Origin of the sequence: Maribacter sp. R77961 (assembly GCF_044594925.1) — a bacterium.
GTDB lineage: Bacteria > Bacteroidota > Bacteroidia > Flavobacteriales > Flavobacteriaceae > Maribacter.
On sequence record NZ_CP138991.1, the window covers coordinates 1 to 17,957 of the forward strand.

The window sequence follows — 17,957 nt, forward strand, 5'->3', positions numbered from 1 at the left end:
ATATTTGCACCCGCTTTGAGAGATACTTGAGGTGATGAATAAAGAGCGAGAAGTGATTTATTCAGCAGGAGTTCATTGAAATATTGTGGAGAGAATAAGGACCGATGAAAAGCCTTCGGGTTTAGAGAGTCGGTTTTTAGGTAGAACAAAAGAATCATATAATCATTTGGAACGAAAGTTTCGGATAGAAGAATTAGATCGAGAGAATCGGGGCCGGGGACGGACATTGGATTTGTTGGGACGAATATATACAGAACAACGATGAAGAGTTTGATCCTGGCTCAGGATGAACGCTAGCGGCAGGCCTAACACATGCAAGTCGAGGGGTAACAGGGAGTGCTTGCACTCCGCTGACGACCGGCGCACGGGTGCGCACCGCGTATGGAACCTGCCTTTTACAGGGGAATAGCCTTTGGAAACGAAGATTAATGCCCCATAGCACCTATTTTCGGCATTGTTAATAGGTTAAAGGCTTCGGCCGGTAAAAGATGGCCATGCGTCCCATTAGCTTGATGGTAAGGTAACGGCTTACCATGGCTACGATGGGTAGGGGCCCTGAGAGGGGGATCCCCCACACTGGTACTGAGACACGGACCAGACTCCTACGGGAGGCAGCAGTGAGGAATATTGGACAATGGAGGAGACTCTGATCCAGCCATGCCGCGTGCAGGAAGAATGCCCTATGGGTAGTAAACTGCTTTTATACGGGAAGAAAAAGGGCTACGTGTAGCCCACTGACGGTACCGTAAGAATAAGGACCGGCTAACTCCGTGCCAGCAGCCGCGGTAATACGGAGGGTCCGAGCGTTATCCGGAATTATTGGGTTTAAAGGGTCCGTAGGCGGGCGATTAAGTCAGTGGTGAAAGTCTGCAGCTCAACTGTAGAATTGCCTTTGATACTGGTCGTCTTGAGTTATGGTGAAGTTGGCGGAATATGTAGTGTAGCGGTGAAATGCATAGATATTACATAGAACACCGATTGCGAAGGCAGCTGACTAACCATATACTGACGCTGATGGACGAAAGCGTGGGGAGCGAACAGGATTAGATACCCTGGTAGTCCACGCCGTAAACGATGGATACTAGCTGTCCGGGTCCTTGAGACCTGGGCGGCCAAGCGAAAGTGATAAGTATCCCACCTGGGGAGTACGTTCGCAAGAATGAAACTCAAAGGAATTGACGGGGGCCCGCACAAGCGGTGGAGCATGTGGTTTAATTCGATGATACGCGAGGAACCTTACCAGGGCTTAAATGCATATTGACAGGGGTAGAGATACCTTTTCCTTCGGGCAATTTGCAAGGTGCTGCATGGTTGTCGTCAGCTCGTGCCGTGAGGTGTCAGGTTAAGTCCTATAACGAGCGCAACCCCTACCGTTAGTTGCCAGCATGTCATGATGGGGACTCTAACGGGACTGCCGGTGCAAACCGTGAGGAAGGTGGGGATGACGTCAAATCATCACGGCCCTTACGTCCTGGGCCACACACGTGCTACAATGGCAGGTACAGAGAGCAGCCACGTCGCAAGGCGGAGCGAATCTATAAAACCTGTCACAGTTCGGATCGGGGTCTGCAACTCGACCCCGTGAAGCTGGAATCGCTAGTAATCGGATATCAGCCATGATCCGGTGAATACGTTCCCGGGCCTTGTACACACCGCCCGTCAAGCCATGGAAGCCGGGAGTGCCTGAAGTCCGTCACCGTAAGGAGCGGCCTAGGGCAAGATCGGTAACTAGGGCTAAGTCGTAACAAGGTAGCCGTACCGGAAGGTGCGGCTGGAACACCTCCTTTCTAGAGATTGTCCTTTTAAGGACGGTCCCTGACATTTTCGAGACAAGTTTCCGGTCCCGTTTTTTCGATTTATAGTTCAAGTATCGATAGTAATGTTCACAAGAAGCTCCACAATTATGATATATAGTAAATACGTTACATGTTCCTTTTAGGGAGTTGTAGTGTAGGGACAGTCCCATAGCTCAGCTGGTTAGAGCGCTACACTGATAATGTAGAGGTCGGCAGTTCGAGTCTGCCTGGGACTACGATGCAAGCTAAGCTTGCGGTCGATGGTTTTTGGTTGCTAGTTGATAGTAAAAAAAAAGGATTGTCGACACGTTCATTGATTGAAATATTGAAGGAAATTTTAGAAGTTGAGACAAACTAGTTGTTGGTTCTTGGTTGATAGTTGATGGTTTTACTAGCAACGAACAACGAACAACGATCAACTAACTGGGGGATTAGCTCAGCTGGCTAGAGCGCCTGCCTTGCACGCAGGAGGTCATCGGTTCGACTCCGATATTCTCCACCAGGCAATGCCTGGAGATAATGTAGTTATCTTCATGTATTGAGTTTGAGTTCGATTGGATTTAATTGCCAATCGTGGCTCACGACAACGTTCATTGACATATTGGAACAGGATATATAGCATTAGTGCTGTATATACCTAAAAAGAAAGAAACACGAATCTTAGTTGTATGCCTTACGGCATATGATGAAAGTAAAGAGTACGAATAATAATAAGTAAGCAAATAAGAAGGTTTGGCGACAAGCTGGAAAAGGGCGTATGGGGAATGCCTAGGCTCTCAGAGGCGAAGAAGGACGTGATAAGCTGCGAAAAGCTACGGGGATCGGCACACACGATATGATCCGTAGATATCCGAATGGGGCAACCCACTATATTGAAGATATAGTATCCGCAAGGAGGCAAACCCGGGGAACTGAAACATCTAAGTACCCGGAGGAGGAGAAAACAAAAGTGATTCCGATAGTAGCGGCGAGCGAAATCGGATTAGTCCAAACCGTTGTTGTTTCGGCAATAACGGGGTTGTAGGACCACGACATTCGAGAAGTAATGAACTAGAACAAGTTGGAAATCTTGGCCATAGACGGTGATAGCCCGGTATAGGTAAGGAACTTTTAGATAGTGGTATCCTGAGTAGTGCGGGGCACGTGAAACCCTGTATGAATCCGGCGGGACCATCCGCCAAGACTAAATACTCCTGAGAGACCGATAGTGAACCAGTACCGTGAGGGAAAGGTGAAAAGAACCGTGAATAACGGAGTGAAATAGATCCTGAAACCATACGCTTACAAGCGGTCGGAGCCCTTCGGGGTGACGGCGTGCCTTTTGCATAATGAGCCTACGAGTTACTTTTACTGGCGAGGTTAAGGACTTCAGGTCCGGAGCCGTAGCGAAAGCGAGTCTTAATAGGGCGCCATAGTCAGTAGTAGTAGACGCGAAACCGTGCGATCTACCCATGGGCAGGTTGAAGCTGTGGTAACACATAGTGGAGGACCGAACCCGTTGACGTTGAAAAGTCTTGGGATGACCTGTGGGTAGGGGTGAAAGGCCAATCAAGCTCGGAAATAGCTCGTACTCCCCGAAATGCATTTAGGTGCAGCGTGTAGATAGTTTCATAGAGGTAGAGCTACTGATTGGATGCGGGGGCTTCACCGCCTACCAATTCCTGACAAACTCCGAATGCTATGAAATGTTTCTGCGCAGTGAGGGCATGGGTGCTAAGGTCCATGTCCGAGAGGGAAAGAACCCAGATCACCGGCTAAGGTCCCAAAGTATATACTAAGTTGATATAACGCGGTGGAACTGCATTGACAGCCAGGATGTTGGCTTGGAAGCAGCCATTCATTTAAAGAGTGCGTAACAGCTCACTGGTCGAGCGGTTCCGCATGGATAATGATCGGGCATAAGTATATCACCGAAGCCGTGACTTCTATTTATAGAGGGGTAGGGGAGCATTGTAGTGCCGTTGAAGGTGTACCTGCGAGGGATGCTGGAGGAGCTACAAACGAAAATGTAGGCATAAGTAACGATAATGCGGGCGAGAAACCCGCACGCCGAAAGACCAAGGTTTCCCCAGCTATGCTAATCAGCTGGGGGTCAGTCGGGACCTAACGCGAACCCGAAAGGGGTAGTGGATGGACAACAGATTAATATTTCTGTACCTGCTCACGCTAAAAGTGACGGAGGCGAGAAGTTGGTGCGTACAGACGGAATTGTACGTTGAAGGGAGCGGTAACGCCCCGATAGTACACCGAGACTACGGTCAAGGTGATAATCCAGCGGATCGACTTCCAAGAAAAGCGAGTGAAGCAGCCCGTACCGTAAACCGACACAGGTGGTTGGGATGAGTATTCTAAGGCGCTCGAGAGATTCATGGCTAAGGAACTAGGCAAAATAGACCCGTAACTTCGGGAGAAGGGTCGCCCCCTTATGGGGGGCCGCAGTGAAGAGGTCCAGGCGACTGTTTATCAAAAACACAGGGCTCTGCAAAATCGAGAGATGAAGTATAGGGCCTGACACCTGCCCGGTGCTGGAAGGTTAAGAGGAGATGTTAGCTTCGGCGACGCATTGAATTGAAGCCCCAGTAAACGGCGGCCGTAACTATAACGGTCCTAAGGTAGCGAAATTCCTTGTCGGGTAAGTTCCGACCTGCACGAATGGTGCAACGATCTGGACACTGTCTCGGCCATGAGCTCGGTGAAATTGTAGTATCGGTGAAGATGCCGGTTACCCGCAGTGGGACGAAAAGACCCCGTGCACCTTTACTATAGCTTCGTATTGACTTCGGTCAAGCAATGTGTAGGATAGCTGGGAGACTTTGAAGCTGCATCGCCAGGTGTGGTGGAGTCATTGTTGAAATACCAGCCTTTGCTTGTCTGGAGCCTAACTCTCTTATGAGAGAACAGTGCGTGGTGGGTAGTTTGACTGGGGTGGTCGCCTCCAAAAGAGTAACGGAGGCTTCTAAAGGTGCCCTCAATACGGTTGGCAATCGTGTGTAGAGTGCAATGGCACAAGGGCGCTTGACTGAGAGACATACAGGTCGACCAGGTTGGAAACAAGAGCATAGTGATCCGGTGGTTCCGCATGGAAGGGCCATCGCTCAAAGGATAAAAGGTACGCCGGGGATAACAGGCTGATCTCCCCCAAGAGCTCATATCGACGGGGGGGTTTGGCACCTCGATGTCGGCTCGTCACATCCTGGGGCTGGAGAAGGTCCCAAGGGTTGGGCTGTTCGCCCATTAAAGTGGCACGCGAGCTGGGTTCAGAACGTCGTGAGACAGTTCGGTCTCTATCTACTGCGGGCGTTAGAAATTTGAGTGGATCTGACCCTAGTACGAGAGGACCGGGTCGGACCGACCGCTGGTGCACCAGTTGTTCCGCCAGGAGCATTGCTGGGTAGCTATGTCGGGATCGGATAAGCGCTGAAAGCATATAAGCGCGAAACCGGCCACAAGATGAGATTTCTTTAAAGGGCCGTGGGAGATGACCACGTCGATAGGCTATAGGTGGAAGGGCGGTAACGTCCGTAGCCGAGTAGTACTAATTGCCCGTCAGGCTTGCGCACACGCATCCTCCGCTTTAGGGCGGGGGTGCAACTCCTTTTTTAATTACTTATAAAATTGTATTTCTTTATTGTAACGATACAACGTTACTTTCTTTTTGGGTACCTGTTCCTTTATTATGTCATGCTTCGACTTCGCTCAGCATTCGCTAAGTTAAAGTCATAGTAGAAGCATTTAAAAAATTAGAACCTCAGGTTCCCCCTTTGGGGGCCAGAGGGCCAAAATTTAGGTGGCCATGGCGACGGGGCACACCCCTTACCATTCCGAACAGGGAAGTTAAGACCGTTTGCGCCGATGGTACTGCTATACCAAGTGGGAGAGTAGGTAGCCGCCTTACTTCGAAACCCCCTTCACAATACGTGAAGGGGGTTTTTTTATACAGGAAAATTAAATGAAAAAATAATAATCTTCGTTTATAAAGTAAAAGAGTGTAGAGGACTATAATAATCAGTTATTCATAGGTGTTAAACCGTAGTTTCTAGATGAGAATAAATTCTAATAATTCAGTTTTTGAATATTGCTTCGTTGTAATTATAAGAAGCTAAGTATTCGTTTTTAAGACTACGAAGAAACTCTGATACAATGGGACGAGAAACGGAGTTAGGATGCAAACAATCATACTCCATATCACTATATACTTCTATTGCGATATACCAATTACCCTTTCTAGTTTCATAAAGTCCGTCCATAATTGGGTCTAATTCTGAATTTTGTAGAATAGCATCTACTGCTATGGGTATTAGATTAATAGTTTTGTTTGGAATATCAACTTCGTAAAAAGAGAAAAAAAACTGTTTATTAGCTAATGAAAAGGGGATATTGTCATAAACGTCTATATGTTCTAGTTTAAATTTGGTATTGACATAGTTATAAAATTCATTCGCTTCTTTAGGGTCTTCAAATACAAACATTTGTCGTTTTGGTAAACTTCTTTTGAATCTTTTACCCTTGGTTAATTGGTAGTCTTTGATTTTAGGAGGAATACGTATTGGAATACAGGATTGAAAGGCTATTAAAATAAACAGGATTAGTACATTTTTCTTCATGATATAACCTTCATTACGCAATACATGGTCTCAATAATTATACCGATTTATTGTTTATTACCATCGTTGTGTTATGATTTATTATTTTTATTTCAAATTCAAAGAATATGTACGCTCGACTTATCTTTCTAATCGTTATTATCTTTTTATTTTCTGGATGTGTAGTAAAGGGAACAAAAGAAATTATAAATCCTAATATTGTATTTATTCTTGTTGATGATTTAGGATATAAGGATTTGGGTTATACAGGAAGCTCCTTCTATGAAACTCCAAATATTGATCAGCTCGCTAGAGAAGGTAAAATATTTACCCAAGGATATGCGGCTAGTAGAGTTTGTAGTCCTTCAAGGGCTAGTATTATGACGGGCAAATTCACTGCAAGACACGGAATAACGGATTGGATCGGAGCTAGGTCTGGTTCGAATTGGCGAACTTTGGAACGCCATGATAAATTACTTCCGGCAACCTATGAGCATCAATTGTCATCAAAAGATATAACACTGGCAGAGGCATTTCAGATGGCCGGGTATAAGACCTTTTTCTCGGGAAAATGGCACCTAGGTGAAGAAGGCTCTTATCCTGAGCATCATGGATTTGATATTAATAAAGGAGGATGGTCCAAAGGAAGCCCAATGGGAGGGTATTTTTCCCCTTGGAACAATCCTAAATTAGAAAATCAGGAGAATGGAGAAAATCTTTCCATAAGATTGGCTAATGAAACGGCAAAGTTTATTGCTTCGGAAAAAGAAGATCCTTTTTTTGCATTTTTGTCTTTTTATGCAGTACATGGGCCTATACAGACGGACAAAAGGAGATGGAGCAAGTATAGGAAAAAGGCAATACAAAGTGGAATAAGTGAAAACGGTTTTGAAATGGAAAGAGTGCTACCGATTAGACTTACGCAAGACAATCCGGTTTACGCTGGTTTAGTCGAACGCATGGACGAAGCTGTTGGTATCGTATTAAGGTCATTAAGGGATAATGGTCTTGAAGAAAATACAATTGTGGTTTTTACTTCTGATAATGGCGGTGTTGCATCGGGTGATGCTTTTTCTACTTCAAATTCACCATTAAGAGGCGGTAAAGGGTATCAATGGGAAGGTGGAATACGAGAACCTTTCATTATAAAAGTTCCATGGCTGGATAACGGTAGTTCAAAAATAGATACACCGGTCATAGGAGCTGATTTTTTTCCAACACTTTTGGACTTAGCAGGGATTGATCTTTTGCCACAGCAGCACATAGATGGTATCAGTTTAAAACCACAACTCGAAGGAACGCAAGTTACAATCGATAGACCTCTATATTGGCATTATCCGCACTATGGTAATCAGGGTGGTAATCCCTCATCCATAATTCTAGAAGATAATTGGAAATTAATACATTATTGGGAAGATGGCACTAGTGAATTGTATAAACTCTCTAATGACCTTGGAGAGCGTACTAATGTGGCAGAATTATATCCTGAAATTACAAAAGAAAAAGCTACTAAATTATTGAATTGGCTCCATGCAGTGGATGCTCGTTATCCTGAAAAAGATACGCTGTACAACAGGCAAAAGCATCAAGCAAGACTACAAACGCTTTTGGAGAAAAAGTTGCCAGCTCTTGAAAAGGAACGTCGTCTTATGTTGTCCGAAGATTACGAGCCAAACCCAAGCTGGTGGGGAAGTATATCAACTAAGGATTAAACTCTCGGTAAATCTCCTTCGCCTTTTAGAGGTAGTTTAGATTCGCCCATAAGAAATGCATCTACATGGTGGGCTGCTTGCCTACCTTCTGAAATGGCCCAAACTATCAAAGATTGTCCTCGTCTTTGGTCACCTGCAACAAAGATGCCTGGCACATTTGTTTGGTAGTCGGATTCTGATGCCTTTACATTAGTTCTCGAATCTAATTCTAACCCTAATTGTTCTGCCACCGTTTTTTCCGAACCAGTGAAACCTAGTGCCAATAAAGCCAGCTCGCATTTCCATTCCTTTTCGGTTCCTTGTACCTCTCTTAATTCTGGTCGTTGTCCTGGTTTTTTTATCCATTCAACTTCCGAGGTAACCAATCCTTTGAGATTTCCATCACTATCACCTACAAAACGTTTTGTAGAAGTACTGAAGTATCGTTCGGCTCCTTCTTTATGAGATGAGCTTGTTCTTAGGCGCATGGGCCAAAAAGGCCAAGGTTGATCCTCTGGCCGATCTGTGGTGGCCATAGGCATAATTTCAAAATTTGATACCGATTTAGCACCGTGTCTAAAAGATGTTCCAATACAGTCAGACCCAGTGTCACCGCCTCCAATAACAATAACATCTTTAGCTGTTGCCTTAATTTCATCGCCTAAATCCTTAATGCCGTCAACTCTTTTGTTGTTTTGACCTAAGAAATCCATAGCCTGTACAACTCCTTTAAGATCTGCTCCTTCTATAGGAAGTTTTCTTCTTACGGTGGCTCCGCCAGAGAGTACAATGGCGTCAAAATCCTTTTTAAGTTCGTTCGCCTTTATGTCAATACCGATATGAACACCACATTTAAATACAATCCCTTCTTCCTTTAAAACTTTTAGTCTTCTATCTATGACTTGCTTTTCCATCTTAAAATCAGGTATTCCGTACCTTAATAGTCCTCCTGGCTTTTGATCGCGTTCAAAAACAGTAACGGTATGGCCTGCTCTATTTAATTGTTGCGCGGTTGAAAGTCCCGCAGGACCAGAACCCACTACAGCTATTTTTTTGCCAGTTCTGTTAAGTGGTGGTTTTGCAGTAATCCATCCTTTGTCAAAAGCTTTTTCGACTATATTCTTCTCAATATTTTCTATGGAAACTGGGTCTTCGTTTATTCCCAGAACGCAGGCTTCCTCGCATGGCGCTGGACACAAACGACCGGTAAATTCCGGAAAATTATTAGTCGAGTGTAGAATTTCACTAGCCTTTTCCCATTTTCCTCGATATACGGCGTCATTAAAATCTGGAATTAAATTTCCTAAAGGACAGCCACTATGACAAAAAGGAATTCCGCAATCCATGCATCTAGCCCCTTGGTTTTTTAGTTCTTTTTCTTTTAAAGGTACCGTAAATTCCTTATAGTTTTTTATGCGCTCCTCTACTGGTTTATAAGCTTCTACTTTTCTATCGAATTCCAAAAATCCTGTTATCTTTCCCATCTCCTTTTTCGATTTATATCGTTTGTAATTTTTCTTTTTCTAACCTGATCAATGCTTGTTTATACTCTTCTGGCAAAACCTTTATGAATTTAGGTAAATATGCTTCCCAATTTTCCAAAATCCGCTGTGCAAGTGGACTTAGTGTAGAATTATAGTGACTTTCAATTAGGTCCTTTAGCTGTTTAATATCATTATCCTCGGAAACTTTTAACAAATTCAAGGCCTCTGAATTACAACGTTTCTTAAACGTTTTTTTCTCGTCGAGGACGTAAGCAATTCCGCCACTCATACCAGCGCCAAAATTTCTACCTACTTCTCCTAAAATAACCGCTATACCGCCAGTCATATATTCACAACCATGGTCTCCGATGCCTTCAACAACAGCCTTGGCGCCAGAATTACGAACACAAAATCTTTCTCCGGCTTTTCCATTAATGTAAGCCCTTCCCGCGGTTGCACCGTAAAGTGTAACATTTCCTGTAATGACATTGTCTTCGGGGACAATAGTAGAGTTTTCTGGAACCTTAATGACCAGTTTGGCACCTGACAATCCTTTTCCTAGATAGTCATTGGTATTTCCATTAACAATCATGGTAAGACCTCTAGTGGCAAATGCTCCAAAGCTTTGTCCGGCAGAACCAGTAAAATTAAGTTTCAACGTGTTGATTGGCAGTCCTTGAGCTCCGTAAACTTTGGATATCTCGTTGCTCACGATAGCACCTACGGCTCTGTCTGTATTGCAAATAGGAAAGTCTAATGTTAGTTTTTCCTTCCTGAACAATGATGGATTCGCTTTTGCGATGATATCGAACTCTATTGATTTGTCAATGTCGTGCTCTTGTTTTTGAGTATTGTAAAACTTAGTCCCGGCTGGTACGTCTACTTGATGTAATATTGGGGTTAGGTCTATACCGGCGGCTTTATAGTGTTCAATAGCCTTTTTACGATCTAGTTTTTGCACTTGACCTACCATTTCATTGACCGTTCTAAAACCAAGCTCTGCCATAATTTCTCGTAGCTCTTGCGCTACAAAATACATATAGTTCACTACGTGTTCTGGTTTTCCTTTGAATTTCTTTCTTAGTTCCGGATTCTGCGTAGCAATACCAACGGGGCATGTGTTTAAATGACAAACACGCATCATTATACATCCTGAAGCCACTAAAGGTGCGGTGGCAAAACCAAATTCTTCTGCACCTAAGAGACATGCTATGGCAACATCTCTGCCTGTTTTTAACTGACCGTCACATTCTAGGACTATCCTATTCCTAAGATCGTTCATTACCAGAGTTTGCTGTGCCTCGGCAATACCAAGCTCCCAAGGGAGTCCGGCATGTTTTAATGATGTTAAAGGCGATGCGCCCGTACCGCCATCAAATCCAGAAACCAGAACTACATCGGCCTTAGCTTTTGCAACACCTGCCGCAACCGTACCAACACCCACCTCCGAAACTAATTTTACATTGATTCTAGCTTCTCTGTTGGCCGATTTTAAGTCATATATTAATTGCGATAAATCTTCAATAGAATAAATATCATGGTGGGGTGGTGGTGATATAAGACCAACCCACGGAGTAGAATTTCTAGTTTTGGCAATGGCAGGATTTACCTTGGGTCCGGGTAGTTGCCCACCCTCACCTGGTTTTGCGCCTTGGGCCATTTTTATTTGAATCTCTTTAGCATTTGATAGGTAGTTGGATGTAACGCCAAACCTACCTGAAGCAACTTGTTTTATGGCACTGTTTCTCCAGTCTCCTGTTGCGTTTTTATAAAAACGATTTTCATCTTCCCCGCCTTCTCCGGAATTACTTTTACCTCCAATACGGTTCATGGCAATAGCAAGATTTTCATGTGCTTCTTGGCTGATTGAACCATAAGACATGGCACCCGTTTTGAAACGTTTTACGATTTCTGTCCATGGCTCAACATCCTCTAATGGAATAGGGTCATAATTTGAGAACTCAAAAAGCCCTCTTATAGTCATAAGGTTTTGAGATTGCTCATTAACCATTTTAGAAAATTCCTTGTACGTATTTGGCTCGTTACCTCTAACCGCTTTTTGAAGTTTAGCTATACTTAATGGATTGAACATGTGTTTCTCCCCATCACGCCTCCAGCGATATTCGCCGCCAATTTCTAAATCTAAATTGGCTGCTACTTCTTTGTCCTCAAAAGTGTTTTGATGTCTTTTAGAAATTTCTTTCTCAATCTCATAAAGTCCGATACCTTGAATTCTGGTTGGCGTATTTGGAAAGTACTTTTCTACCACTTTGGTGTTTATTCCTATACACTCAAAAAGTTGAGAACCTCTATAGGAGTTAAGGGTAGATATTCCAATTTTATTCATCACTTTAAGGATGCCTTTCCCAACTGCCTTGTTGTAATTCTTAATAGCTTCGTCAAAGGTGAATTCAGTAATATCCAGTTCTTCAATTTGTTCTCCGATAATTTCATTTACCAGATACGGGTTAACGGCGCTTGCACCAAAACCGAACAATAATGCAAAATGATGCACCTCACGTGGTTCTGCAGATTCAATAATGACGCTGAGCTTAGAGCGTTTTCCTAATTTTTGAAGACCGCTATTGACAAAAGAACAGGCTAGTAAAGCAGGAATGGGAGCATTATTTTTGTCTACATTTCTATCCGATAAAATAATGATATTAGTGCCATTGTCCACCGCTTTAGAAGCTTGGTCTAAAATGGATTTTAAGGCATCTTCTAGACCGTTATGACCTTTATTAATTTCATATAATATTGGAATGGACGTTACTTGATAATCCGGACTAACATCATAGTTTTTTATTTTATCTAAATCTTCTTTTGAAATTACGGGGTTCTGTATTTTTAGTTTTCTACAATGTAGTTCTGAAGATTCAAAAATATTATGGTCGCTACCTAAAGTAAGACTTATATCCGTTATAAGTTCCTCTCTAATACCATCTAAAGGAGGGTTGGTAACTTGAGCGAATAACTGCTTAAAATAGTTATATATAAGCTGTGGACGTTGTGATAATACTGCAATTGGAGTGTCCGATCCCATTGAGCCAATAGGCTCCTTGGCGGTTTTACTCATAGGAAGTATTATAGTGTTGATATCTTCTAGGGTATATCCAAAAACAGATTTTCTTTTTTCAAGAGGGGCCTCTCCTAGAAATAGCGGACAATCATTGTAAGGAATGTCTTTTAGGTGTACCAAATTGGTGTCTAACCACTTTTTATAGGGGTGCTTTTTGGCTATATTTTCTTTAATTTCTTCATCATTGATGATTCGTCCTTCTTCCATATTTACCAAAAACATTTTCCCTGGTTCTAGACGGCCGTGAAATTCTACATTTTCCGGGGCAATTTCCACTACTCCGGTTTCGGAGGACATCACTACGTAATCATCCTTGGTAACCGAATATCTTGAGGGTCGTAAACCATTTCTATCTAATACGGCACCAATATAATTACCGTCCGTAAAGGGAATGGAAGCGGGTCCGTCCCAAGGCTCCATCATACAGGAGTGGTACTCGTAAAACGCTTTCTTAGCAGCCGACATTTCGTCGTTCTTCTCCCAAGCTTCTGGAACAAGAATCATCATTACTTCTGGGAGTGAACGCCCGGTCATCAATAATAGCTCTACGACCATGTCCATAGTGGCGGAGTCAGATTTTCCGGGTAATATTATAGGAAGCACATTCTTTATTTCTTCTCCAAATAAATCACTCTCCAATAATTCTTCTCTAGACAACATTCTGGAAACATTGCCTCTAAGAGTATTAATTTCCCCGTTATGGCACATGTATCTGAAAGGCTGCGCCAGGTCCCAGGTAGGAAAGGTATTTGTTGAAAACCTTTGATGTACTAATGCCAATCTTGTAACAACTCTAGAATCTAAAAGGTCAGTATAATAAAGACTGATATCATGAGGCATCAATAAGCCTTTGAAGATTATAATTTTTGTAGATAGACTTGGAACGTAAAAGAACTTACTTTCAGAAAGCTTGGATTTAATGATGGTATGCTCTGTAGTTTTTCTGGCTACAAAGAGTTTTAGGTTGAAATCAAAATAAGATTGTTCTTTGTTGGCTTTTGCTACAAACAATTGTTTCACGAAAGGTTCTGTTTCTGCTGCTATTCTTCCAGGGATGGAACGGTTGACGGGAACATCTCTCCATCCTAAAAGTTGTAAACCTTGTTTTTTTATGTTTTCTTCAAAAACAGTGATACAGAAGTCTCTTTGATTTTCTTTTCTTGGAAAGAAAACGTTACTCACCGCATATTCTCCTGGAGCTGGCAATTCAAAATCGCAGACATCCTTAAAAAAGTCGTGTGGGATATCGACAAGAATTCCAGCACCATCACCAGTTTTTCCGTCTGCACTTACCGCACCCCTGTGTTCTAAACGGTCTAATATCTCTAGCGCCTTATGAATAATGTCGTTAGATTTTTTCCCCTTAAGACTACAGATGAATCCTGCTCCACAATTATCATGTTCAAATTCGGGTAAATATAGTCCTTGCTTTTCCAGTCTCATAGTTTATGGTATTTCTTCAAAAATATCATTTTATATGAATAATATTCATCATTTTTATTCGAATAGATAATTATATTCAACGTTTACGAAAAAACGTTAAAAAATGTGGAATTATATATTTTTCATATGTTCAATTTATCAGATTGATAAATTTATAAGTTAAGAATGGAAGGTGCCAGATTTTTTCGGGGGTAGTTTGTTATAATGATTGATTATAACAAAATCACCCTCATAATTGAGGGTGATAACATTTTATAGCGTAAAATTTAGAAAGAGTACTCTAAAAAATAGGGGGCACAGCTTTATCTAGGTCATTATCTTTTTAAGATACTTCTTGAAATAACGATTTTTTGTATTTCAGAGGTGCCTTCATAAATCTGCGTTATTTTGGCGTCTCTCATTAAACGTTCTACATGGTAATCCTTTACGAAGCCATTTCCGCCATGTATTTGAACCGCCTCAACGGTGGTCTCCATTGCAACCTGAGAGGCATATAGCTTAGCCATAGCTCCGGATAAATCATAGTCATTACCATTGTCCTTGTCCCAAGCAGCTTTATATACCAAGTGTCTTGCCGCTTCAATTTGTGTATGCATATCTGCTAATTTGAAAGCAATAGCCTGGTGGTTGCTTATTTCTGTTCCAAACGCTTTTCGCTCCTTTGAATATTTTAGGGCCAATTCATAAGCGCCTGCAGCAATACCCAGTGCTTGTGCTGCAATTCCGATTCTGCCACCTGCCAAGGTTTTCATGGCAAACTTGAAACCGAAGCCATCATCACCAATTCTATTTTTCTTTGGAACTTTAACATCGTTGAATATCAAGGAATGCGTATCACTACCACGGATTCCCAATTTATTTTCCTTAGGACCAATTTCAAAACCTTCAGCACCTTTTTCAACAATCAATGCATTAATGCCTTTGTGTTTTTTGTCCTTATCGGTCTGTGCTATGACGAGGTAAACTTCTGCAGAACTACCATTTGTAATCCAATTTTTGGTCCCGTTGATAACATAATGATCCCCTTTGTCTATTGCTGTGGTTTTTTGTGAAGTGGCATCACTACCTGCTTCGGGTTCAGAAAGGCAAAAGGCACCGATGATCTCTCCTGTCGAAAGTCTGGTGAGGTATTTCTCCTTCTGTTCTTCTGTTCCATAGGTCTCAAGTCCCCAGCATACTAAGGAATTGTTTACGGATACGATTACGGAAGAAGAGGCGTCGACCTTGGAAAGTTCCTCCATTACTAGAACATAGGATAGGGTGTCCAGTCCACTACCACCATACTTGGGATCTACCATCATCCCTAGAAATCCCAGCTCTCCCATTTTTCTTACTTCTTCTTTAGGGAATCGCTGTGCTTCATCTCTTTCGATTACTTCAGGAAACAAATCATTCTGGGCAAAATCTCTTGCTGCCTGTTGTATCAATTCTTGTTCTTCAGTTAAGGAAAAATTCATGTTTCTAGCTTGTTTTATTGAGAATACAAATATACGGGGATTCCTGGTATTATTTAAAAAATGGCAAACTGAAAAGGTGCTGGTTCAAGTATTGAAATTTATCATTTAAAATACGTCCGTCACGATAATTAAGAACATAATGGCTGGATTAGCGGCTTGTAAAAGTTTGACTTTCAGTAAACTTCATTTTTATCTAGTATTGACTATGAAATGAAAGACATTTTTAAATATCTTTAGGGAATTTCAATTTTTATAAATTGATTGTATTGTCATATTTCCAAGAATAGAAAATTAAAACCAACTGATGATGGAAACCATAATTATTATAGTCTTTTTGGCAGGTTATTTAGCCATTACCTTAGAGCATAATCTTAAAATTGATAAACTAATTCCGGCGTTGGCGATGATGGCCATTTTATGGGCAATGATCGCTTTGGGCGTAGACGGATATGAAAACTGGTTTGATTCTGCCAAACAAGGTTTAGTGGATGGGTTTTCTAGCATGAATCACGATGGTCGTATGCATTTAGTGGAGGAATCACTCTTGCATCACCTAGGAAAGACTGCTGAAATTCTATTTTTTCTTTTGGGCGCCATGACCATCGTGGAGATTATAGATTATTTTGACGGTTTTGCTACTATAAAGGGCTTTATTAAGACCAAGAAAAAAGGAAAGTTACTTTGGTTATTCTCTATATTGGCCTTCATATTGTCAGCAATAATTGATAACCTCACGGCGACGATAGTATTGATAACCATTCTTCAAAAAGTAATAAAGGATAGGGAAACAAAGCTTTGGTTCGCTGGCATGATTGTAATCACTGCAAATGCGGGAGGAGCTTGGTCTCCTATTGGAGATGTGACTACAACAATGCTTTGGATAGCGAATAAGGTGAGTGCGGCACAATTGGTGATCCATGTTTTACTACCGTCTTTGGTCTGTATGCTCGTACCCGTTCTTATTGCTGGAAGGTTTAAGGTTTTTCAAGGTTTAATTGATGGGGAGCTAGATGATGAGAGCCCAAAATCTAAATACGGTTCCATTATGTTGTATTTAGGATTGGGGGCCATTTTATTCGTGCCAATATTTAAGACAGTTACCCATTTACCACCTTATGTAGGAATGATGCTTTCTTTGGCAGTCGTAGCTACTTTTGCTGAAATATACAGTAACAAGAAGTTCAGTATTTCTAGTGTTGACGGCGATGAGCATAGTTCTGGAGGCCATCACAGTCCCGTACATCACTCCTTGTCCAAAATAGAATTACCAAGTATCCTATTCTTTTTGGGAATATTATTAGCCGTAGCGGCGATGGAATCCTTAGGCATATTATTTAACTATGCAGGAAGTCTAAACGAAGCCATTCCAAATACCGATATTGTTGTTTTATTATTCGGTGTTGGTTCTGCGGTTATAGATAACGTACCTTTAGTAGCGGCAAGTATGGGCATGTTCAGTGAACCAATGGATAACCCGTTATGGCATTTTATAGCGTATTCAGCCGGTACAGGAGGGAGTATGCTAATTATAGGTTCTGCGGCTGGGGTTGTTGCCATGGGAATGGAAAAAATTGATTTCTTCTGGTATTTGAAAAAAATAGCTTGGCTGGCATTCGTAGGTTTTATTAGTGGTGCAGCTGTCTTTATTTTATTAAGAGATTTTGTCCTACACGGATAATTTTATCGATAAAACACCGTTATTAAGGCAAATTTGATAATCAAGAACATTATGTTATTATTTCAAGATTTGGCTCAAGACCCAACTACTGGAGAAGTATTGTCCGAGGAAAAAACGCTATCCGTTATGGATTTGGTGTTTAATGGAGGTACAGGAAGTGTGGTTATAATCACCGTACTTTTTCTTATGCTGGGTGTAGCGCTATACATCTATTTTGAACGCTTACTAGCAGTTAATGCGGCGTCCAAAATTGATAAAAATTTCATGAACCAGATTCGGGACCATGTTACAACTGGCAAATTAGAAGCAGCCAAAATCCTATGTGCCCAAACAGATTCTCCCGTAGCAAGGCTAACGGAAAAGGGTATTTCTAGAATAGGAAAGCCTTTAGATGATATAAACACCGCCATAGAAAATGCAGGTACTTTAGAGGTTTATAAGCTAGAGAAAAACGTTAGTGTTTTGGCTACTGTAGCAGGTGCTGCCCCAATGATCGGTTTCCTTGGAACCGTAATTGGTATGATTTTGGCTTTCCATGAGATGGCAAGTAGCGGCGGACAGGCAGAAATGGGTTCATTGGCATCCGGTATTTATACGGCGATGACCACAACGGTTGCTGGTTTGATAGTTGGTATTATAGCCTACATGGGTTACAACCACTTAGTGAACAGAACCGATAAGGTTGTGCATAAAATGGAGGCTAATGCTGTAGAGTTTTTGGATTTATTGAATGAACCACTTTAATC

At 42.0% G+C, this 17,957-nt stretch carries 7 protein-coding genes, 2 tRNA genes and 3 rRNA genes; 8 read left to right on the forward strand and 4 right to left on the reverse strand.

Features of this window, described 5'->3' with window-relative positions; translation table 11 throughout:
- Positions 1-258: 258 nt before the first annotated feature.
- The 5 genes from SJY09_RS00005 to rrf all read left to right on the forward strand — a co-directional run bounded on the left by SJY09_RS00005 (position 259) and on the right by rrf (position 5,691).
- Positions 259-1,787, forward strand: a 16S ribosomal RNA gene (locus SJY09_RS00005).
- A gap of 171 nt (positions 1,788-1,958) precedes the next feature.
- Positions 1,959-2,032 (forward strand) — tRNA-Ile (locus SJY09_RS00010).
- 189 nt (positions 2,033-2,221) lie between these two features.
- Positions 2,222-2,298, forward strand: a tRNA-Ala gene (locus SJY09_RS00015).
- A 233-nt stretch (positions 2,299-2,531) separates the two neighbouring features.
- Positions 2,532-5,356, forward strand: a 23S ribosomal RNA gene (locus tag SJY09_RS00020).
- Positions 5,357-5,579: 223 nt separating this feature from the next.
- Positions 5,580-5,691 (forward strand): 5S ribosomal RNA (gene rrf / locus SJY09_RS00025).
- The 16S, 23S and 5S rRNA genes sit together here with 2 tRNA genes alongside, the layout of an rRNA operon.
- A gap of 166 nt (positions 5,692-5,857) precedes the next feature.
- Here the strand turns inward: rrf and SJY09_RS00030 are convergent.
- Positions 5,858-6,400 carry a hypothetical protein gene (locus SJY09_RS00030; RefSeq protein ID WP_396636937.1) on the reverse strand — a complete coding sequence of 181 codons (543 nt, stop codon included), beginning with the start codon at positions 6,398-6,400 and terminating at the stop codon, positions 5,858-5,860.
- Positions 6,401-6,507: 107 nt separating this feature from the next.
- On the opposite strand from SJY09_RS00030, the gene SJY09_RS00035 reads away from it, so the two are divergent.
- On the forward strand, positions 6,508-8,091 hold the full coding sequence (locus tag SJY09_RS00035; protein WP_396636938.1) for a sulfatase: 1,584 nt from the start codon (positions 6,508-6,510) through the stop codon (positions 8,089-8,091).
- Here SJY09_RS00035 and SJY09_RS00040 read toward each other — a convergent pair.
- From SJY09_RS00040 to SJY09_RS00050, 3 genes are all read right to left on the reverse strand, one after another.
- On the reverse strand, positions 8,088-9,554 hold the full coding sequence (locus SJY09_RS00040) for a glutamate synthase subunit beta (protein ID WP_396636939.1): 1,467 nt from the start codon (positions 9,552-9,554) through the stop codon (positions 8,088-8,090). The two genes, SJY09_RS00035 and SJY09_RS00040, sit on opposite strands and share 4 nt — an antisense overlap.
- Before the next feature lie 13 nt (positions 9,555-9,567).
- Positions 9,568-14,076, reverse strand: coding sequence for a glutamate synthase large subunit (gene gltB, locus SJY09_RS00045; RefSeq protein WP_396636940.1), 4,509 nt, complete (start codon positions 14,074-14,076; stop codon positions 9,568-9,570).
- Positions 14,077-14,390: 314 nt separating this feature from the next.
- Positions 14,391-15,533 (reverse strand): acyl-CoA dehydrogenase, encoded by a 1,143-nt coding sequence (locus SJY09_RS00050; RefSeq protein WP_396636941.1) that lies wholly within the window; start codon positions 15,531-15,533, stop codon positions 14,391-14,393.
- Between the two features lie 307 nt (positions 15,534-15,840).
- Here SJY09_RS00050 and nhaD point away from each other — a divergent pair, with 307 nt between their 5' ends.
- Positions 15,841-17,211 (forward strand): sodium:proton antiporter NhaD, encoded by a 1,371-nt coding sequence (gene nhaD, locus SJY09_RS00055; protein WP_396638570.1) that lies wholly within the window; start codon positions 15,841-15,843, stop codon positions 17,209-17,211.
- Between the two features lie 51 nt (positions 17,212-17,262).
- A complete protein-coding gene (locus tag SJY09_RS00060; RefSeq protein WP_396636942.1) occupies positions 17,263-17,955 on the forward strand; it encodes a MotA/TolQ/ExbB proton channel family protein in 693 nt (230 codons plus the stop codon).
- Positions 17,956-17,957 lie beyond the last annotated feature (2 nt).